We start from the raw sequence: 21,151 nt of genomic DNA, 5'->3' as shown, positions 1-21,151 counted from the left end.
TGTGTAAGGTATAGGTTTATCTAATTTCTCATATCAAGCCCCCACGACAGTTTGCTGCGCAGCGTATCCAGGAAACTGTCATCTCTCATTTTGATCAATCGTGCGGTAAAATCAGCTTTGCTTACCGTGAGTTCCGTCACTTCATCCACCACCCTCGAACGGGAATCCATCGATACCAGAAAGTTATTACTGCGACTTTTCACTTCCAGCCTTATTACAGAAGAATCTTCAACGACAAGCGGACGGACATTCAGGTTATGCGGGCTAACCGGAGTGATAATGAAATTCTGCGAATGCGGCACAAGTACCGGTCCGCCACAGCTTAATGAATATCCTGTTGAGCCCGTCGGTGTGGAAATAATCAGTCCGTCTGCCCAGTACGAATTCAGAAATTCGTCATTGAGATAAGTATGAACTGTGATCATGGAAGCGGTATCCGTTTTGGTGATCGTGAAATCATTCAGCCCAAAATTTCTTCCTTCAAATAAATCTATATTGGACTCGACTTTTACAAGCGTCCGTTCGTCAATTTTATACTGATTATTTTCCAGCGCTTCAATCATGTCTGAAATACGCTCAGGAGAGACCGTTGCAAGAAAACCCAAACGGCCAACATTGATTCCGATCACGGGAATTCTTCTTTTGCCAACGTGCGAAATGGTCTCAAGAAGCGTACCATCTCCACCCATGCTCACCACCAGCCGTGCGTCACAAAGTTCGTCCGGGTTGCCGTAAACCAAATGTGAATAATGCCGGATACCCTGGGTATCCAAAAAGGACCGAAACGATTCAGAAAGCTGCACCTCAATATGGCGACGCGTCAACTCACTGAACATAGATTCTATATACGGGCGGGCAGACTCATTAAAGTTGCGTCCGTGAATGGCTATTTTCATGAAAGAAAAAGTATGTGATCCTTTTTGCCCGAAAGATACGGGACAAAACGCCGATTGGCAATGTACTATTCCGGGAAAATTATGTTGCTAAATAACGAAGTAGCATGTCCAGCCGCTCCTGATCCACACTTTCGATCGGATCATTGGCATGGGCTTCTTCAATATCATACCCAAAACGCTCCAATGTGGCGATTACCGGCGTGATATTCGTACGGTTTAGCTTCAAAGTCAGCAACGATTGATCGGCAGGATGTAATGTTTCGCTGGAAGAATAATAGCTGCTCAGCACTTTTGTGCCATTGGATTCGATCAAACGACTGATTTCCGATAAAGAATAATCCCGTTCCGCTATTTTCAAAACAATCACAGCTCCTTTTTCCTGAATTCCCAGCTCGCTTACAAACTTTTCGATCAGATCTCTGACAAGGATACAGCCTGTTATCGATTTATTTTCATGCACCACCGGAATTACATCCAAAGCAAATTCATTCACAAGCCGCAGCAATTCATAAGGATGGTTGTCTTCGGTCGCAAAAACATCTTCATGCTGGATAATAATCCGGGCAATCGGCTGGGTAGTGTCCGCGATATCAAAAAGAATATCCTCCGACACAATTCCTCTGTATATCCCGGAATCAGCTACAACGAGCTGCCTTGTCCGAAATTCATCCATCCAATCCAAGGCTGTACCTACCGTATCGGTAAGTTTCAGTATGGGTATCATGGGATTAATTAACGATGCAGCTAGCATAACTGAAAAAGAGTGTTTTTATCGAATCTATGAAAAAACTGAATACCTGTCAACTTTCACGTAAAAAGAATATTTTGTATAACAAAAAAGAGCCGTTAAAGGCTCTTTAAAAAATGACTATTCCACCGGAACCGAGGCATGTTTTTCTAAAAAGCGTTCTACTATGACATTAAACTTATCGGGATGCTCCATCATGGGTGCATGACAACACTTATCTATAAAGTGCAATTCCGAACCTGCGATGAGACGGTTAAATTCATAACCCACATGCGGTGGTGTAATCGTATCATTCAGTCCCCACACCAATAACGTTGGAACCTTGATTTTATATAGATCTTTTGCAAGATTATGACGTTGTGCCGACTTAGCGATGCCCACAATGCTCATGCATTTCGGAATGCTTGAAGTCGTTTCAAAAACTTCGTCAATAAGTTCTTTTGTCGCAACTTCAGGGTCATAGAAAGTGTAGGCCACACGTTCTCTGATGTATTCATAACTTCCTCTTTTCGGGAAAGACCCGCCCATGGAGTTCTCGAAAAGACCGGAACTTCCTGTCAATACAAGACGCTGGACATTTTCCTGATTCTTTAAAGTATAAAGCAGACCGATATGTCCGCCCAGGGAATTACCCAGAACCGTCACATTTGTCAGATTTTTAAACGCAACAAAATCTTCCAGAAAGGCCAATAGCGCATCCAGGCCAGCCTCGCGCGGAGGCAGCTCATAAATTGGTAATAAAGGAATGATCACCCGATATCGATCAGAGAAACATTCTATAATCCCGTCCCAGTTACTCAAAGCGCCGAAAAGCCCATGCAACAGCAATAATGTTTCGCCCTTTCCTTCGTCGATGAATTGAAACTTGCCTTCTGCATGTACCGTATATTTCATTCTGTTACCAGGGGTTATTTTTTATTCAGAATTTCTTTAAAAGCGAAAGAGTTCAATTATTTCCACTAAAAATATAGAAAAAAAACAAATGCACTTTTCCGATAGTATACAAAACTAGTTCTTTTTTTTAGATTGTCCGTAGGTAGCAGACAATTAATATCATTTTATTTTCTTGTAAATATTATATTAATATATCGTTATTAATAAGATTTACATAGAAAGGTGCAATTTGTGATATTAGTTCCCGTGAACCGTGCTGTAATTAAATTGATCTTAATTTCTGTGGGTAAATTTTACTGCAAATTGTCTTCGTTTACTTGTGACTGGCTGAGTAAAAGAAAACTATCATGCGTGAAGATGGTACAAGAGGCGATCCTGCCTCAATTTACCATTAACCTGTTGAAAGCCGAAATTTAATAATAAGTAATTTGTATCTGAATTAGAAAAAAATTAGAACAATCAAAAATATGGATCTGGAACTTAGGGACAAGGTTATTATTGTAACAGGCGGCGCGAAGGGTATCGGAAAAGGGATTGCCAACGTGTTGGCCCGGGAAGGTGCAATTCCCGTTATCATCGGCAGAAATGAAGCTGACAACCTGGAAGCTGTCGCAGAAATAGAACAGGAAGGTGGCAGAGCATTTCAGGTTGCCGCAGAATTATCGAAGCCGGAAGAATGTGAAAGAGCCGTCAAAGTAATCCTCGACACTTTTGGCCGGATAGAGGGCGTTGTCAATAATGCTGGCGTAAACGATGGCGTCGGGCTGGAAAACGGGAGTTATGAAAAGTTTATCCAAAGCCTGCACAGCAATCTGATCCACTATTATCTGATTGTTCATCATGCCCTGCCTGCATTGAAAAAATCAAAAGGCGCCATTTTAAATATCGGATCAAAAACGGCAGAAACCGGACAAGGCGGTACCTCTGCCTACGCAGCAGCCAATGGAGGCCGGAGTGCATTAACCCGCGAATGGGCGGTAGAGTTATTGCCTTATGGAATCCGTGTCAACGCCATCATCGTGGCCGAATGTTACACGCCTTTGTACGAAAAGTGGATCAGGACATTGCCAAATCCTGACGAAAAACTCGCTTCCATTATCAGTAAAATTCCATTGGAAAACCGGATGACAACCGCAGAAGAAATTGCCAATATGACTGCATTCCTGCTTTCCGCACGTTCAAGCCATACGACTGGTCAGCTTATTCATGTCGACGGCGGTTATGTTCATCTGGATCGCGCCATCAGCGAATAACTCAAATCTACCTGCCCTAAAAACCGCTTGTTATGAAATTTTACAGTTCTTCTCTGCTGCTGATCATATGGATGAGCGCTTCCATATCCTGTTTTGGCCAAAAGGAAATTCCTTTATACCCCGGCAAAATTCCCAACGCCAGATCAGCTGCCAATGACGAAACGACAGTGAAAGGTGTGGTAAGAAACGTTTCGCAGCCCACGCTCTCTGTTTTTCTGCCCAAAGAAGGTACGTCAAACGGGGCTTCTGTAATTATCTGTCCGGGTGGTGGCTACGGTGTTCTGGTGATCGAAAGGGAAGGATTTGAAGTAGCCCGGGCATTTAACAAGGTGGGCATCACTGCTTTTGTTTTAAAATACCGTCTTCCGAGTGACAAGACGCTTGAAGATAAATCCATCGGGCCATTACAGGATGCCCAGCAAGCCATGAAAACGGTTCGTGAAGGAGCAAAGGAATGGAACCTTGATACCGGTAAAATCGGCATTATGGGATTTTCTGCAGGCGGCCATCTTGCGTCAACCGCCGGAACACATTTTGACAATCCCCTCGTTGAAAATAAGTCAGGTACGAGCCTGAGACCCGATTTTATGATTCTTGTTTACCCGGTTATCAGTTTTCTGGAAGCTCAGGGACATAAGGGGTCGCGGGCAAATCTCATTGGGCAAGCCCCAACCGAAGAAAAGGTCAACTATTTTTCGAGCGAATTGCAGGTTAAGCAATCAACACCGCCAACGTTCCTGACACATGCCGGCGATGATACGGTCGTACCTGTTTCGAACAGTTTAATGTTTTATGAGGCGTTAAATAAAAACAAGGTCCCGGCCGATCTGCACCTCTATTCCAAAGGCGAGCACGGTTATCTTAAAACTCCGGCTTTTGATGTCTGGTTTGATCAATGCCTTAACTGGATGAAAACAAATCAGTTTATTCCCTGAGGACTAGACCCGAATATTCTCTTTTTTTATCAAATCAAGTTTTTCAAACCGGGAGTTATTGCTGATATATTCAGGAACAAGGTCTTTCAAAACCGAGACCATTTTGTCATCATCACCGGTTTCCATGGCTTGCTCCAAAAGCAGCAACATCCCGTTTATAGTATGACTGCAAACCGGTTTCAGGTATGCGATCGTTATTTTTGCGTGGTGTGTAGCACTGTTCTCTTCGTCGTTTTTTAAGCGTTCTTCCAAAAGTTTTTCTCCCGGACGAAGACCAATGTATATCAATTTTATATCCGTTCCGGTTTCCAGTCCCGCCAACCCGATGAGCTTTTCGGCCATGCTTTTAATCACAACCGGTTCGCCCATATCAAAAACAAAAACCTCCCCTGCCCGGCCAATGGTTCCGGCCTCCAATACCAGCAGACAAGCTTCCTGAACCGTAATAAAATAACGTGTCATTTCAGGATGTGTTAAGGTTAAGGCCGACCGGTCGTTGATCTGCTTAACAAAAAGCGGTAACACGGAGCCTTGGGTCCCCAGAACATTTCCAAAACGAATTGTAACGAACTTGGTCGTAACACCGGGCTTGTTGTTCAGACTTTGCAAATACATCTCACAAACACGTTTACTGGCCCCCATGACACCCGACGGATTAACCGCCTTGTCCGTAGAGATAAAAATAAATTTTTCAACCTTGTGCTGAGCCGATAGATCTGCGAGTAATACCGTCCCAAAAATGTTGTTTTTGATCGCCTCATACGGATGTTTTTCCATCATCGGTACGTGCTTGTTTGCGGCAGCATGGAAGACAATCTGCGGATGATATCGCTTAAAAAGATGCATCATCCGGTGGCTATCTGTGATATTGGCCGGTATGGTCTGAACATCTGTTTCACCCGGTGCTATTTCACCAAGCAATGTATCAAGTTCATATATCCCCGATTCATGTGAATCGATAAGCAGCAATTGCTTAGGTTTAAATGAAATAATCTGCTTCAGAAGCTCCTTCCCGATGGATCCGGCAGCTCCTGTGATCATGATTTTCCTGTCTTTTATAAATTCACTGATATTCTCCTTATTCAAATCAATAATTTCACGATCGAGAAGGTCTGCAATGTTGAATTTGAGAAGTTGATTTCCTTGGAAGGAATTTTCTGACGGGTGTGTGTTTCTGAGTAAAAAATCTGTCATAGCAACTATAATTAAAGGTTTAATTACGGACTATTGAAGATTTTTCTTAACGTTATGACGTGACTTAATACTTACGTCGATTTTACAAAAAGTAACAAAAAGAGAGCTACATCAAGGATGTAACTCTTTCTACGATATATTGTAATGTAAAATTTTTGATCTAAATAAGTCCTTCCAGTAAGCCCGGTGCCAAGCCAAACAGGATCGTAAGTACCGTCGCCAGGATCAAAACGATCTTGTAAAACGGTGCAACCCGGATTTCTGCAATATCCCCTTCTTTCAGGTAAGAAGCGATAATGACGCGGAAGTAATAATAAATACCGACAGTCGACATTAAAACCGCAACAGCCGGAACCCAGATAATACCTCTGTCTGCCGCACTGCTGAATACAAAGAATTTCCCCCAGAAACCTGCTGTTAATGGAATTCCTGCCAACGATAACATCGCAACAGTCATGACAAAAGCGAGGAAAGGATTTTGTTTTGCCAAGCCATTGAACGCGTCATAACGCTCGTCCGGCTGCCCTTCCAACGTTTTTTCTTTCGAAACAAGCATTAAAACTCCAAATGCCGCAATCGTCGACAAAGAGTAAGCCATGGAATAAAACACAATGGCGTTCTGCGTTGGCTTCGACAATGCCGTAAGTGCTATCAGCAAATAACCGGCATGAGAAATCCCGGAATAAGCCATCATACGCTTAAAGCTGTTCTGCGTTACAGCACCGATATTTCCAACCATAAGGGTCAGGATGGCGATGACTGCGATAACAATCCACCAGAAACCGTAAATGCCGGTAAATGAGTGGGACAACAATCTGTAAAGTGCAGCAAAACCGGCTGTTTTTACAATTGTTGACATATATGTCGTAAAAATCGTTGGGGCACCTTCATAAACGTCTGGAGTCCAGAAGTGAAAAGGAGCAGCAGAAACTTTAAACAGCATACCAATCATCAGCAGCAGTAAACCTGCATACAAAAGGTAAGAAGGAACCGCCTGTTGTGTGGTAGAAACAAATGCCTGAATCGTGGTAAGGTCGAAAGAACCGGTTGCACCATAAAGCAATGTTATCCCGAAAAGCATGATACCGGTTGCAAATGCCCCCATCAGGAAGTATTTCAACGCAGCTTCGTTCGAACGTAAATTACGCTTGTTGCTACCTGTAAGAACATACATAGCAACGGAAAGAATTTCAACACCGATGAAAAGCATAATCAGGTGCTCAAACCCGATCATCATGATGGCTCCCACAAGCGAGAACAACATCAGAGAATAATATTCGGCAGGTTCTGCTTCTGCATTATCCTGAAAACCTCCAGAGATCGCAACGATCATAAAAGCGGAAGCGAGTACGATTCCATTAAATGCCAGTGTAAGGTTATCAACCCGGAACATGTCATAGAAATACAACAATGGCCCCTGATTCCATTCTAAGAAATTACCTGCCAGAGCAACGGCAAGAAAAAGCAGCGTGGAAGGCAATAAGATATTCTTCGATTTCGAGAACCCTAGGAAGAGTGTTACGATTCCAAGAACTGACAACAAAACAATGGGATACATAATTATTTATTATCGTTTGTCATTAATAGAAGCTTTCGGCGGTTGGCTTTCGGCTATCAGACTATATTAATTAATTCTTTTCCAGACAATTATTTTCCAACCAGTTGCAACAGATTTTTTACGGCTGGTTCGGAAATACTCAAAAACGTACCCGGATAAATCCCTATCCATAAAACCATGATCACCAACGGCAATAACACGGCACGTTCGCTCAATGTCAGATCTTTGAAACCCTCTGCCCATTTGGATTTTGGACCAAACATAGACATCTGGAACAAGCGAAGCATATAAACCGATCCAAGGATAATCGTCACACCGGCGATTGCCCCCAACCAACTATTGAATGCAAAAACGCTTGATAGTAAAAGGAATTCGCCAACGAAACCATTGGTCAAAGGCAAGGCAACGCTTCCCAAAAGCAAGATCATAAAATAAACGCTCAGCTGAGGTGCCATTTGTGTGATACCTCCCAATTGGTCAAGATTACGCGTTTTTGTACGATCCAGAATAATATCGATCACAAAGAATAAACCTACCACGTTAATCCCGTGTGCAAGCATTTGAATGATTGCTCCCTGCAAACCCGTAATGGAGAATGCAAAAACACCTGCTGCCATCAACCCAACGTGGGCGAAAGACGAATAAGCTATAAGACGTTTCATATCACGCTGCTGAATCGCGATGATTGAGCCGTAAATAATTCCGATCACGGACAAGATCACGGCCAATAACCCCCATGTTTCCAAACCAAGCGGAACGATAGGAAGTAACAGGCGGATCAGACCATAAACCCCCATTTTAAGCATGATGCCGGATAGAAGCATCGTTGCCGGCGTTGGTGATTCGGTATATGTATCCGGCTGCCAGGTGTGGAAAGGAAACAAAGGCATTTTGATAGCAAAAGCAACAAAGAAAGCCCAGAATACAAATCCCTGCGATTTGGCAGATAACTGTAACTGATAGAATGCGGTAATATCGGAAGTATGCGTACCCGGTGTTTGGTAATAAAGGTAGATCAACGCAACCAGCATGAACAAACTACCGAACATCGTGTAAATAAAGAATTTGAAAGTGACTTTCAGACGATTTTCCCCACCCCAGACAGCTGCAAGGAAATAGACAGGAATAAGCGCCGCTTCGAAGAAAAGATAAAACAGGAAAGCATCCGTTGCCGAAAATACGCCAACCAGTGCAGCAGACATGAAAAGGATCAGCGAATAAAAAGCAGATCCATTCTTGTACGTGTGTCCAAATGTTGAAAGTATGATAAGCGGCGTTAGAAATGCGGTCAATAATACCAGCACCAAACTGATTCCGTCCAGTCCCGCACCAAAAGAAATACCTGCTGATGCAAGCCAGTTGTATTTGAAAGCAAACTGAACACCGGCAGCCGGGTCAAATTGAGACCATACAAAAAGGGCAAGTCCCAACTCTGCAAGAGCGCCAATGAGCGCTACCTGTTTTGCCGAATTAGCACCAACAGTAAGGGTAATAACGCCAGCCACAATGGGCAAAAGTATTAAAAGAAGAGTAAGCATATTTTCAAGTCAACGGTCAGCAATAAATGGTGAACGGTATAAATATTTAATATGTCAGTTTCAACAAATGCTTATAACAACAGCTTCCAGAATAGAATAACCACAATGCCCAGGACCATGGCAAACACATAATCTCCGGTCGAACCTGTCTGTGTTTTACGCAATAATCCACCAAGGAATCTGACAAGCCTTGCTGCGCCGTCAACAAACAGATCAATGAAGAATTCTCCGAAACTGTATAATGCCGTTGACAACAGCTTTATTGGCTTTACAAAAACAGCATTGTATAGTTCGTCTACATAATATTTATTGTAAACAAGATTCTGTATCGCTGATTTTTCCTCCGAATCAGGTGCCGGTACACTTTCCTTCTGAACATACATGACGTAAGCCACAATTAAAGAAAGCAAGGCCACACCCACCGAAACGGCCATTAAAATGTACTCTTCTGAATGTGTAAGTGTTGTTGGCAGGAATGCCTCGGGATTAACCTGACGGGAGCCTTCATACAAAGGGCTCATAAATTCGGCCAGGTGATGCGTGCCATGCAATGCTTCCGGAACACCGATAAACCCACCCAAAGCAGAAAGAACCGCAAGGATCATCAAAGGTACAGTCATTGATGCAGGTGATTCATGCAAATGGTGCTCCTGATCGTGTGTACCGCGGAATTTTCCAAAAAAAGTAAGGAAAAGCAGACGGAACATATAGAAAGAAGTCATCAGCGAGCCAAGTACACCAACTACCCAAAGCAATTTGTTGTGCTCAAATACATGCGCCAGAATTTCATCTTTTGAGAAGAAACCTGCAAACGGCGGAATACCGGAAATTGCAATCGTCGCAATAAGGAATGTCAGGAAAGTAACAGGAAGTTTTTTACGCAAACCACCCATCGAACGGATATCCTGTTCGTCGGACATGGCGTGAATAACGCTACCGGCACCAAGGAATAAAAGTGCTTTGAAGAATGCGTGGGTGATTACGTGGAACATCGAGGCCGAATAAGCCATCGCTCCCAAGCCCATGAACATATAACCCAGCTGACTAACCGTAGAATATGCCAGTACTTTTTTGATATCGTTTTGTAAAAGACCGATGGATGCAGCAAAAAGCGCAGTTGCACCACCAATAATGCCTACCAGTTCCAGTGTTGAAGGAGCCAGCGAATAGAGGACGTTTGAGCGGATCACCATGTAGATACCCGCCGTAACCATCGTTGCCGCGTGGATCAGGGCAGAAACAGGCGTCGGGCCCGCCATCGCATCCGGCAACCAGGTATACAATGGAATCTGTGCCGATTTTCCCATAGCGCCGATAAACAGGAACAATGTAATCGTGATAATTATCGGATCACCAACCTGAAAGCCAGTCGCCTTGCTGAAAACTTCAAGATATTCAACTGAACCGAAAGTGGCGATGATGGTGAAAATCCCTAAAAGGAATCCTAAATCACCCACACGGTTCATAATGAATGCCTTACGGGCAGCATTGTTGTAATTTGTATTTTTATTCCAAAATCCGATCAGCAGATATGAACAAAGTCCTACACCTTCCCAACCGATGAACATGATCACATAATTGGAACCAAGCACAAGCAGCAACATGAAGAAAAGGAAAAGATTCAGATAAGCGAAAAACTTACCGAAACCTTCATCGTGCTTCATGTAACCAATTGAGTAAATATGTATTAACGACCCAACTCCCGTAATGATCATCAGCATTAACAGCGAAAGCTGATCGATTTGGAAAGAAAACGGAATGTTAAGATCGCCTACTGTGATCCAGTTGAAAAGCGGTAAAACAAAAGGAGTGCTTCCAGCGGAAACGAATGCATTGAAAGCATTCAAAGAAAGAGCAAAACTACCGATAACAGCTAATGACCCGATTATTCCAACTGCACCTTTGGGTATTGAACGGAATCCGATACCATTGATCAGAAAACCCAGTAGCGGTAATAATGGAATCAGAACTAGTAATGAAGCAGACATATTCTATATTTTGTATATTAACCAATAAGGCTTACCATTTCAATTTATTGAGGAAACCGATGTCCGTATTACGCGTATTCCGGTAAATCATTACGATAATCGCCAAACCAACAGCTACTTCCGCTGCGGCCACGGCCATGATGAAAAACACAAAAACCTGACCGGAAGGGTCTGACCGGAAAGATGAAAACGCGATCAATAACAGGTTGGCTGCATTTAACATCAACTCCACAGACATAAAAATAATGATAGCGTTACGGCGTGTAAGAACACCGATGATACCAATTACAAAAAGTAATGTGCTGAGGATTAAATAATATTGAAGCGGGACATTCTGAATAACCTCTGGTATATTCGGGTTCGGGATCATAGCAGATTTACCTTAATGGGTATTCGATTAAAAATAGTCAATAATTTAAAATTTTCAGGACCAGGAGATTTTTCTCCCGCCACTGAACCAATTTTTATATACTGGCAAAAATAGACATAAATACCGCTTACTCAAGTGCAAAGCGAATCTATTATGTTATCTCTGCGTTAAAGCACGCAATTTTATTTCTGTCAGCTTGCGTTTTGTATCCAGCGGGAATTCCGCTTTCATGAGCCAATCGTAAAAAGAAGGTTCATTTTTCAAAACATCTGTCACACGCTTGCCGTTATGTTTTCCAAAGTTAAAAACTTCCTCGCCTTTCTCGTTGTAAACCATCCGGCCTGCAAAATCGATTAGTTTCGAAGCAGTAAGTTCATGCAGGGCAGCCACATCATTTTTAACTTCCCCAACTTCCTTTCCGTGCGAGTCGATTACCTTCATTCCCTCATAACGAGCAATTTGCCCCTGGAGAACTTCAAAGGTTGCAATCGTATCCGCTTCCGCACTGTGCGCGTCGTCAAGGGATTTGTTGCAATAAAATTTATAAGCTGCTGAAAGATTTCTCGGCTCCATCATATGATAAATCCGCTGAGCATCTACGGTACGGCGGTTTTTGATATCAAACTCAACACCAACCCGTAAAAACTCCTCAACCAGCATCGGAATGTCAAAACGATTGCTGTTAAATCCGGCCAGGTCACAACCTTCCAGAAACGTTGCAAGATTTTTTGCAAACATTTTAAAGGTCGGAGCATCTTTCACATCTTCATCATAGATGCCATGTATCAGACTGCTTTCCAACGGGATAGGCATCTCCGGATTAACCCTTCGCGTACGAATTTCGGTCTCCCCATTTGGCAAAGCCTTCACCACCGATATTTCTACGATCCGATCCCGGGCAATGTTGACACCGGTAGTTTCAAGATCAAAAAAAGCAAGCGGCTTTTTAAGATGGAGGGTATGCATAAGGCTACTTTAATTTGGTTTTCGCGCCGCGAAGTTACGCTTTAAAGGGACACAGGCCAAAAAAGAATTTAGTTTATACAGATTATAAAATAGTACATTTTAACGTTTCCTAAATAATTAATCCATCCAGGCGTACGATTTTGTAACCGCTTTTTTCCATCCTTTGTATAATGCCTCTCTTTTAGATACTTCCATATCCGGATTCCAGGTGTGCGCGATGGCCCAGTTGCTTTTTAATTCATCGGTGTTTTTCCAATAACCCACTGCCAACCCGGCTGCATAAGCCGCGCCCAGTGCTGTTGTTTCCGCAACAGCCGGCGAAACAACCTGCGTATCCAGCATATCAGCCTGAAATTTCATCAGCAGCTGATTGAGCACCATACCCCCATCCACCCGAAGCGATGACAATTTAATACCGGAATCCTGCTCCATGGCATTGACCACATCCAGTGTCTGATAGGCCGTTGCTTCCAAAACAGCGCGTGCAATATGGCCCTTGTTGACATACCGGGTTAAGCCAGCGATAACGCCACGGGCATCATTCCGCCAATATGGCGCATACAAACCTGAAAATGCGGGAACAAAGTAAGCGCCACCGTTGTCTTCCACCGTTTCCGCCAGACTTTCGATATCACTGCTTTTTTCAATCAATCCCATATTGTCACGAACCCATTGTACCAATGCACCCGTCACGGCAACACTACCTTCCAAAGCATATTGGACCGGCTCATTACCAAACTGATAAGCAATGGTGGTAAGCAATCCGTTGTCAGACATTTTGATTTCGTTCCCGGTATTCATCACAAGGAAACAGCCTGTGCCGTAAGTATTTTTGGCCATACCAGGCTCGAAACAGGTTTGTCCCACCAGCGCAGCGTGCTGATCGCCCAAATCACCGGCAACTGGAACTCCCGGCAAAACTTCGTTGGTTACATTCCCGTAAACTTCACTGCTGCTTTTGATTGCGGGTAACATCACCGCCGGAATGTTGTAGGCTTCGAGCATATCTTCATCCCACTGCAAAGTGTGCAGGTTCATAAGCTGCGTTCGGCTTGCGTTCGTAACATCCGTGACGTGAATACCGCCATGCCCGCCGCCCGTAAGATTCCAGATCAAAAAAGTATCAATATTTCCAAAAAGCGCGTCACCCTTTTCCGCATCAGCACGCAGGCCTTCAACGTTTTCCAAAAGCCATTTTAATTTCAATCCGCTGAAATAAGTCGAGACCGGCAATCCCGTTTTATCGCGAAACTGGTTTAAACCGCCTTCCTTCTCATATTTAGCAACCAGATCGGTGGTGCGGGTATCCTGCCAAACCAGCGCATTGTAATAAGGTTTTCCCGTCCGTCGGTTCCAGACCACCGTAGTTTCCCTCTGATTGGTTATACCAATGGCAGCGATATCAGCCGCCGTGGCAGAAGCTTTGATCCTCGCGATGGCAATTACTTCCAGCGTATTTTTCCATATCTCCTCCGGATTATGCTCCACCCAGCCAGGTTGCGGATAAATTTGTTCATGTTCCTTTTGTCCGACAGAAACAATATTCCCCTGATGATTAAAAAGTATGCAACGTGTACTCGTTGTCCCCTGGTCAATGGCGGCAATATATTTTGACATAATGGTATTATGATTGTCTTTATTTGTAATATGTCAGTAAATAAAGAAATTTTAACGGGATGGACAAATGTTAAAAGCGAGGTATCGGACATTTAGGTTCATTTTTCATATCGTGTCCCAGGTACATCCGGTAGATAGCAATATAAGTGTCCCGTCACCAAGCGTTCCGAAGGAACGCCAGCTAACCCGGCTCATTCCTTTCTACCCACGAAATATGCCTACGGTATAAATGAGCGGATGACACATATACCAAAGGACCATCATATCAATAGAAAACATAAAGTTTGATCGGGTGAAGCGCTACTCGGGACCTGCTACATGTACCATAGGTACATCTCATCGGTAGAAGCGCAGGAGGTATAGCGAAGGCAAACGTTCCATCGGAACGTGTCGTGCCTTATTTAACCCACTTCTCCTTCTTGCGAAAGATGGTATAAAAACCCTAATTTTGAAAAATTACGCAATCCCTTATCAATTCATTAAAAATCAAATTGTTGTTACCAAAAACCTTTAACAAATCCCTTCTAAAAAAGGCAACCCTCATACTCGGCTGCTTCCTAATATCCTTTTTGCTGGCAGACCTCCTTTTTCCCTTTCAACCAAAAGTCCGGTATTCAACCCAGATCACCGCTAAAGACGGCACCGTTTTACATGCATTTCTGAGCAAGGATGACAAATGGCGGATGTATACCAACATTTCCGAAATCACGCCGCTTTTACAAAAGACACTGATTCACAAAGAAGATCAATATTTCTATTACCATCCCGGTATCAATCCTTTCGCGATGCTTCGGGCAGCAGGAAGAAATATTTTTACAGGAAGAAGAACATCCGGTGCTTCAACCATTACCATGCAGGTCGTGCGTCTTTTAGAACCAAAAAAGAGGACATATCTGAATAAATTGGCCGAATCTTTCAGAGCCCTTCAATTGGAGTTCCATTATTCAAAAGAAGAAATTTTACAGCTCTATCTTAATCTGGTTCCGTACGGCGGTAATATCGAAGGTATCAAGGCCGCTTCGCTACTCTACTTCGGAAAACCACCCCAGTTGCTTAGTCTGGCTGAAATTACGGCCCTCACCATTGTACCAAACCGACCGTCGAGTCTCCGTCCCGGAACAAAAAACGAAGCTTTGATCCGTGCCCGGAATCTTTGGCTGAGCCGTTTTCAAGAAGATAACCTGTTCGATAAAAATACCATCCACGACGCTATGAATGAGCCGTTGGTTGTGAACAGGCTTATTGCACCAAAACAGGCTCCACATCTCGCCTTACGGCTTAAACAGGAATTCCCGGATCAGCCAGTGATCAGCTCCAATATAAACGTGCAGGTCCAGCATCAGATTGAAGAACAGGTCAAAAACTATGTAAACCGGCTGCAAACCATGAATATTCATAATGCGGCCGTCATGATTATTAATAATGAAACCATGGCCGTTGAGGCTTATGCCGGCTCTGCCGATTTTAACAATCCGTATGATGGCGGGCAGGTAGATGGCATCAGAGCTGTCCGTTCTCCCGGCAGTACTTTGAAACCGCTGCTTTATGCCACCGCTTTCGATAAAGGAATTATCACGCCAAAAACCGCCCTGAATGATGTCCCAAGCAATTTCAGCGGCTATGAACCGGAAAACTTTGACCAGCATTTTAACGGTCAGGTCACGGCGGAATTTGCTTTGGCAAACTCGCTCAACATACCCGCGGTTAAAATTTTAAAAGACGTAGGCACACCGGTTTTAATCGATAAACTAAAAAAAGCAAATTTTCAGACCATCCGAAAGCAAGCAAAGGATTTGGGCTTATCCATGATTCTGGGCGGTTGTGGTGTGACCCTGGAAGAACTGACAAGACTGTTTGCCGCATTCTCCAACGAAGGTGAGCTAAAACCGTTGCGCTATACCTCCGAAATGGCTTCCTCCAAAAAAGGTGAGGCACTCATTTCCACAGAAGCAACATTTTTACTGAATAATATTTTGACGCAAATTACCAGGCCGGATTTGCCAACAAATTTTGATAACACCTTTCATTTGCCAAGGATTGCCTGGAAAACGGGGACTTCGTATGGCAAACGGGACGCATGGAGTATTGGTTATAACCGACGATACACAGTCGGAGTTTGGGTGGGTAATTTCTCAGGAGAAGGTGTTCCAGAATTAAGCGGTGCTAATACGGCAACACCTCTGCTCTTTTCCATCTTCAATTCTCTGGATTACAACTCACCAAAAGGCTGGTTTCAAATGCCCTCCAATGTATCGTTAAGGAAGATTTGTGCGGTAAGCGGAGATATCCCCGGCGACTTCTGCGACCACCAGATTACGGATTATTATATCATAGGGGTTTCGCCTTACCACAAATGCCAGCATCTGAAATGGATTTTTACGGATCCGAAGGGTAAGATTTCCTACTGTACTTATTGTCTTCCTGAAAAAGGTTATGTGCGAAATACATACCCTAACCTGGCACCTGAACTGATCGCCTACTACGAATCAAAGAAAATTCCTTACCAAAAACTTCCGCCACATAATCCTTCCTGCGAACGGGTTTTTCACGAGGGGTCTCCCCTGATCGTCAGTCCGAATGATGGCAGTGAGTATTTTATTCAAACCAACGAACCACAACAGATCCAGTTAAGTTGCCAAACCGGGATCGATGTACAGGAGGTTTTCTGGTATCTGAACGACAAACTGGTCAAGCGTTCTTCACCACATGAAGCGGTATTTATTAGCCCACCTGTTGGACGCGTCAAAATTTCTTGCAGCGATGATAAGGGGAGAAACTCGGATATAGTGATCTCGGTGAAGAAAATTTAAAAGAATAATTTCACGCAAAGCTGCAAAGACAAAAAACGCAAAGATCGGTAAGATTAAATCTTAGCGATCTTTGCGTGAACCTCTTAGAATCTTAAATCGCGGGCTCGTTTTCCTGATATAAAACCTGTATCAACGTCTGCCCGACTGCCTTTAAAGTTTTGGGATCAATGTTTTCCAAAGTATCGTGTGCGGTATGCCACTGATCAAAAAAAGTATGTTCAGGGTCATTTTGCTTCATATGGATAATATCGATCATGGGGATTTTTGCCGTTTCGTTAACAGGCAAATGGTCGTCGGTAATCGAAGGACCTGCTTTGTCAAGGAAAAAATTACTGTATCCTAACTGACTGGCAACACCCCAAACCTTCCGCACAATGCCATCCGCCAAACTGACAGAATATCCCTCCTGAGGAAAAGTAGCACCCTTCGCCCCTACCATATCCAGTAAAATTCCGAAATAGGCCGTGTAATTAGGTATATGTTTATTGGCCGCCCAATACTGAGAACCCAGACAAAATCCGCTAAACTTATCGGTCGCTTTATCAGAATTACCCCAGTCTTCTGCGTCAAATAGAATAATATCAACGCCAAGATTCAACTTTTTGTCCGTGGAAGAAAGCACCCTGGCTATTTCCAGCAAAACACCCACACCACTCGCTCCATCATTGGCGGCCATTACAGGCTTGGTTTTGTCAACCGAATCCTGATCAGAAAAAGGCCGCGAATCCCAATGAGAGGTTAAGAGAATTCTCGTAGATGCTTTGGGATTAAAACTCGCAATAATATTTCTCGCATTCAGCTTCTTGCCATCATAGGTCGTCGGCGTAAAAGTCTGTTCCGTTACTTCCAGTCCATATTTTTTCAAAGTCGCAACCAGATAATCTCCGCAGGCCTTATGAGCAGACTTATTCGGGACCCGTGCTCCAAACTCAACTTGTTTCTTCACAAACTGAAAAGCAGAATCCGCGTTAAAATCGGGACTGGCTGCCAGTTTTTCCACTTGCTCAGCACCCTGCTCTGAACTCGTTTTTGATTTACAACTGTACAGAAACAACGAGCCCGTCAGAAAACAAGCAAAAAAACAGGAAATTAACGACTTCATTTTCAACATGCTGTTACTCTTCATAAGCCCAATCCACACGAAGCTTGCTATCCCTTATGGCTAGTCCCTGCAACTTGAAATAAGTCCTGATCTCATCCACTTTTTCATAGTTCTGTACTGCTTTGTATTCTCGATACAAATTCAGCATACCATCCAAAACCGCATGCCCCTCGCTTAACTCCTCTTTCAGACCTAAAACATTCTCGATGAAAACGATAAAATTTTCAAGCAGCGACGTAAAAGTGGATTCACCCAGAGCAGCAGATTTAACCTGGTTCATGTTCAGCATATTGACATATTTGAGCATGTTAAACAGGTTGGCCACAGCCACGGCGGTATTAAGATCATCATTCATGGCATCATAAAAGCCCTGAATCGATTTTTCAATATCTTCTATTTTTTTCTCATCCCGTGCCACTTCCTCATCCGTGTATTTCAACATTTTCGCAAGCCGCAGACCGTTGGCCAAGCGTTTGTATCCTTTCTGAGCTGCTTTTAACGCTTCGTTCGAGAAATCAAGCGTACTGCGGTATTGACTTTGCAGCATAAAAAAGCGGACTGTCATCGGACTATAAGCCTGATCCAGTAATTCGTGATCCCCCGAGAAAAGCTGACTTGGCAGGAAAGAGTTATTCAGCGATTTCGACATTTTCTGTCCGTTGACCGTCAGCATATTGGTATGCATCCAATAGCGTACAGGTTCCACATTAGTAAGCGCTTTTCCCTGGGCAATTTCACATTCGTGGTGCGGGAATTTCAAGTCCATTCCACCCCCATGAATATCAAACTGCTTACCTAAATATTTTGCACTCATACAAGTACATTCCAAATGCCAGCCTGGAAAACCCATTCCCCACGGCGAATCCCATTGCATGATATGCTCAGGACTTGCCTTCTTCCAAAGTGCAAAGTCAAGCGGATTACGTTTTTCAGATTGTCCGTCAAGCTCACGGGTTTCATTCAAAAGATCTTCCAGAATTCTTCCAGAAAGCTTGCCGTATTCATTTCCTGCGTCGTTGTATTTTGTGATATCAAAATAAACTGAGCCATTGGATTCATATGCCGCTCCCTTGTTAATCAAAGCCGTAACCGCCTCGATCTGTTCGATCAAATGGCCTGTTGCGGTTGGTTCGATGCTTGGTGGAAGCAAATTAAATATCGCTGACACATCATGAAAATCATTGGTATAACGTTGTACGATCTCCATAGGCTCCAACTGTTGCAGCTTCGCCATTTTCCCGATTTTATCTTCGCCCTCATCACCATCACCCACCAAATGCCCAACGTCGGTGATATTTCGCACATAACGCACTTTGTAGCCGACGTGTGTAAGGTAGCGGTAAAGGATATCGAAAGATAAAAAAGTACGGATATTTCCCAGGTGAACATTATTATAAACCGTCGGCCCGCAGACATACATGCCTACGTAGGGCGCAGCAAGAGGTTCAAACAAATCCTTTTTACGGGTAAGCGTATTGAATATTTTGAGAGGCTGGTAAGTTCTATCAGTCATGAATATTTTACTTGTAGTCTATTTTAATAATTTATCTTTCGGGTTTCAAAAGTCTGTTTTCAACCCAGCTAATTATTTTCTCTGCCTTTTCTACTCCGAATTTTGCCAAATCCGCACTTGGCGAACCCTCATAACCCATATCGAGGTGCAAAACCTGATAAGCCGTTGCAAAGTCCGAAGTCACCTTTTTGTCTAGTCCCGACAGCTCTTTCTGATACCATTCGACACTCTTTTTGGTTTTCCTCCTCTTTTCTCCCAACAACTCATCCAAAGCGAGCAAAATGCCTGTGTAGGCAGTATGCCCTGCAATCTTGACATATTTACGATCCCTGTATAACCCGTCCTCTTTGTTGGCATTTTTCCTGAGAAACCCTTTTGCATTGTCGATATGTCTTCTGGCTTCGGTAATTGCTTCCATGATTAGTGCGCTAATTTGATGACAAAATAATTGATTTAACTCAAACTGATTAAGAAGTCTTTCACACTAAATTTCACGTTGCCTGACAAAAATAGCAAATAACTCAGGATTGATCGCCAACTGATTACCAGAATGCAATCCTTTAAATATGCTATTCAGCTGTTTTTACTATCTTCGCAGCGTTTTTGCCTTTAAATCAAAAATTGAAACATACTTAAAATCAATACTATACTACCTTATGAGTTTATTAACAGTTGGCTCTGTGGCCTTTGATGCCCTTGAAACACCTTTCGGAAAAACCGATAAAATCATTGGCGGTGCGGCAACATATATCACTTTGGCTGCTTCATATTTCACCAAAAAAAATAATCTGGTTGCCGTTGTTGGTGGTGATTTCCCTAAGGAAATGGTTGACCTGCTTGTAGAACACGGAGTGAATACTGAAGGTTTAAAAACAATTCAGGATGGCAAAACTTTCTTCTGGTCGGGAAAATACCATGAAGATATGAACACCCGTGACACGCTGGAAACGCAGCTGAATGTAATGGCTGATTTTGACCCGGTTATCCCTGAATCCTATCAGTCCACGGAATATCTGATGCTTGGAAACACTGTTCCTGCTACGCAGAAAACGGTTATTGAGCGTCTGGCGAAACGTCCAAAACTGATCATGCTTGATACCATGAACCTTTGGATGAACATCGCTTTGGATGATTTGAAGGATGTTTTGAAGCTGGTTGACGTTTTGACGATCAACGACGAAGAAGCACGTCAGCTTTCAGGTGATTATTCTTTGCGCAAAGCGGCTGCGACAATTATGGCCATGGGACCTAAAACTTTGATCATCAAAAAAGGTGAGCATGGTGCGTTGTTATTCCAGGGTGAAAGAATTTTCTTCGCTCCGGCCTTGCCTCTAGAAGTGGTTTTTGACCCAACCGGAGCTGGTGACTGTTTCGCAGGCGGGTTCATCGGATACCTTGCTAAAACAGATGATATCTCCTTTGAAAACATGAAACGTGCGATTATTTACGGTTCAGCTATGGCCTCTTTCTGTGTTGAGAAATTCGGTACGGAGCGTATGGTTAATCTTACTCAGGAAGAAATCGATACACGCGTTCAGGAGTTTGTAAAATTATCGAGCTTCGAAATAGTGTAACGGCGGTCGGCAATCAGCTATCGGCTTTCAAATCGACGGCTGAATAAAATGGTGATCGACTATTAATACCAATAAAAGGTCTGTGAAAACGGGGATTTATTTCTCTTCATTTCACAGGCCTTTTTTCGTTACCTCTGCCAGTAGCCCTTATTAGTTAAACCAAAGTATTGCTCTGGGGTTAACAACTTTATTCAA

At 43.3% G+C, this 21,151-nt stretch carries 17 protein-coding genes; 4 read left to right on the top strand and 13 right to left on the bottom strand.

From position 1 onward, the window contains the following. Nucleotides 1-20: 20 nt before the first annotated feature. The 3 genes from M1L62_RS09555 to M1L62_RS09545 all read right to left on the bottom strand — a co-directional run bounded on the left by M1L62_RS09555 (nucleotide 21) and on the right by M1L62_RS09545 (nucleotide 2,538). Entirely contained in the window at nucleotides 21-896 is an 876-nt protein-coding gene (locus M1L62_RS09555; RefSeq protein ID WP_254412814.1) for an NAD kinase, read from the bottom strand. A 79-nt stretch (nucleotides 897-975) separates the two neighbouring features. Further along, complete coding sequence (locus tag M1L62_RS09550; protein WP_254412813.1) at nucleotides 976-1,647, bottom strand: CBS domain-containing protein; 672 nt, start codon at nucleotides 1,645-1,647, stop codon at nucleotides 976-978. Between the two features lie 117 nt (nucleotides 1,648-1,764). Beyond that, nucleotides 1,765-2,538: an alpha/beta fold hydrolase gene (locus M1L62_RS09545; protein ID WP_254412812.1), complete on the bottom strand. Its 774-nt coding sequence runs from the start codon at nucleotides 2,536-2,538 to the stop codon at nucleotides 1,765-1,767. 467 nt (nucleotides 2,539-3,005) lie between these two features. Here M1L62_RS09545 and M1L62_RS09540 point away from each other — a divergent pair, with 467 nt between their 5' ends. Next, on the top strand, nucleotides 3,006-3,791 hold the full coding sequence (locus M1L62_RS09540) for an SDR family oxidoreductase (RefSeq protein ID WP_254412811.1): 786 nt from the start codon (nucleotides 3,006-3,008) through the stop codon (nucleotides 3,789-3,791). 32 nt (nucleotides 3,792-3,823) lie between these two features. Continuing rightward, nucleotides 3,824-4,726, top strand: coding sequence for an alpha/beta hydrolase (locus tag M1L62_RS09535; protein WP_254412810.1), 903 nt, complete (start codon nucleotides 3,824-3,826; stop codon nucleotides 4,724-4,726). A gap of 3 nt (nucleotides 4,727-4,729) precedes the next feature. On the opposite strand, the gene M1L62_RS09530 is transcribed toward M1L62_RS09535, so the two are convergent. From M1L62_RS09530 to glpK, 7 genes are all read right to left on the bottom strand, one after another. After that, on the bottom strand, nucleotides 4,730-5,920 hold the full coding sequence (locus M1L62_RS09530) for a polysaccharide biosynthesis protein (protein ID WP_254412809.1): 1,191 nt from the start codon (nucleotides 5,918-5,920) through the stop codon (nucleotides 4,730-4,732). Between the two features lie 160 nt (nucleotides 5,921-6,080). Further along, entirely contained in the window at nucleotides 6,081-7,478 is a 1,398-nt protein-coding gene (locus M1L62_RS09525; RefSeq protein ID WP_254412808.1) for an NADH-quinone oxidoreductase subunit N, read from the bottom strand. Between the two features lie 89 nt (nucleotides 7,479-7,567). Next, nucleotides 7,568-9,016: a complex I subunit 4 family protein gene (locus M1L62_RS09520; protein ID WP_254412807.1), complete on the bottom strand. Its 1,449-nt coding sequence runs from the start codon at nucleotides 9,014-9,016 to the stop codon at nucleotides 7,568-7,570. A 71-nt stretch (nucleotides 9,017-9,087) separates the two neighbouring features. Next, entirely contained in the window at nucleotides 9,088-11,004 is a 1,917-nt protein-coding gene (nuoL, locus tag M1L62_RS09515; protein ID WP_254412806.1) for an NADH-quinone oxidoreductase subunit L, read from the bottom strand. A 31-nt stretch (nucleotides 11,005-11,035) separates the two neighbouring features. Next, on the bottom strand, nucleotides 11,036-11,374 hold the full coding sequence (nuoK, locus tag M1L62_RS09510; protein WP_090336813.1) for an NADH-quinone oxidoreductase subunit NuoK: 339 nt from the start codon (nucleotides 11,372-11,374) through the stop codon (nucleotides 11,036-11,038). Between the two features lie 156 nt (nucleotides 11,375-11,530). Continuing rightward, nucleotides 11,531-12,340 carry a 3'-5' exonuclease gene (locus tag M1L62_RS09505; protein WP_254412805.1) on the bottom strand — a complete coding sequence of 270 codons (810 nt, stop codon included), beginning with the start codon at nucleotides 12,338-12,340 and terminating at the stop codon, nucleotides 11,531-11,533. Nucleotides 12,341-12,457: 117 nt separating this feature from the next. After that, the gene (gene glpK, locus M1L62_RS09500; protein WP_254412804.1) at nucleotides 12,458-13,957 is read right to left on the bottom strand and encodes a glycerol kinase GlpK; all 1,500 of its coding nucleotides are present in this window, start codon (nucleotides 13,955-13,957) and stop codon (nucleotides 12,458-12,460) included. A 560-nt stretch (nucleotides 13,958-14,517) separates the two neighbouring features. On the opposite strand from glpK, the gene pbpC reads away from it, so the two are divergent. Next, a complete protein-coding gene (gene pbpC, locus M1L62_RS09495) occupies nucleotides 14,518-16,767 on the top strand; it encodes a penicillin-binding protein 1C (protein WP_374760300.1) in 2,250 nt (749 codons plus the stop codon). A gap of 91 nt (nucleotides 16,768-16,858) precedes the next feature. On the opposite strand, the gene M1L62_RS09490 is transcribed toward pbpC, so the two are convergent. The 3 genes from M1L62_RS09490 to M1L62_RS09480 are packed head-to-tail and all read right to left on the bottom strand — an operon-like array spanning nucleotide 16,859 to nucleotide 19,800. Further along, nucleotides 16,859-17,869, bottom strand: coding sequence for a M28 family peptidase (locus tag M1L62_RS09490; RefSeq protein WP_254412802.1), 1,011 nt, complete (start codon nucleotides 17,867-17,869; stop codon nucleotides 16,859-16,861). A 13-nt stretch (nucleotides 17,870-17,882) separates the two neighbouring features. Beyond that, nucleotides 17,883-19,382 carry a cysteine--tRNA ligase gene (gene cysS, locus M1L62_RS09485; RefSeq protein WP_254412801.1) on the bottom strand — a complete coding sequence of 500 codons (1,500 nt, stop codon included), beginning with the start codon at nucleotides 19,380-19,382 and terminating at the stop codon, nucleotides 17,883-17,885. 31 nt (nucleotides 19,383-19,413) lie between these two features. Then, nucleotides 19,414-19,800: a DUF5618 family protein gene (locus M1L62_RS09480; RefSeq protein WP_254412800.1), complete on the bottom strand. Its 387-nt coding sequence runs from the start codon at nucleotides 19,798-19,800 to the stop codon at nucleotides 19,414-19,416. A 238-nt stretch (nucleotides 19,801-20,038) separates the two neighbouring features. Between M1L62_RS09480 and M1L62_RS09475 the strand changes: the two genes are divergently transcribed. Next, nucleotides 20,039-20,956, top strand: coding sequence for a PfkB family carbohydrate kinase (locus M1L62_RS09475; RefSeq protein ID WP_254412799.1), 918 nt, complete (start codon nucleotides 20,039-20,041; stop codon nucleotides 20,954-20,956). Nucleotides 20,957-21,151: the final 195 nt, after the last annotated feature.

The organism is Dyadobacter diqingensis (assembly GCF_024220585.1).
Lineage (GTDB): Bacteria > Bacteroidota > Bacteroidia > Cytophagales > Spirosomataceae > Dyadobacter > Dyadobacter diqingensis.
The sequence above is the reverse complement of the archived record's forward strand: the minus strand, read 5'-3'. Positions and strand labels throughout refer to the sequence as shown.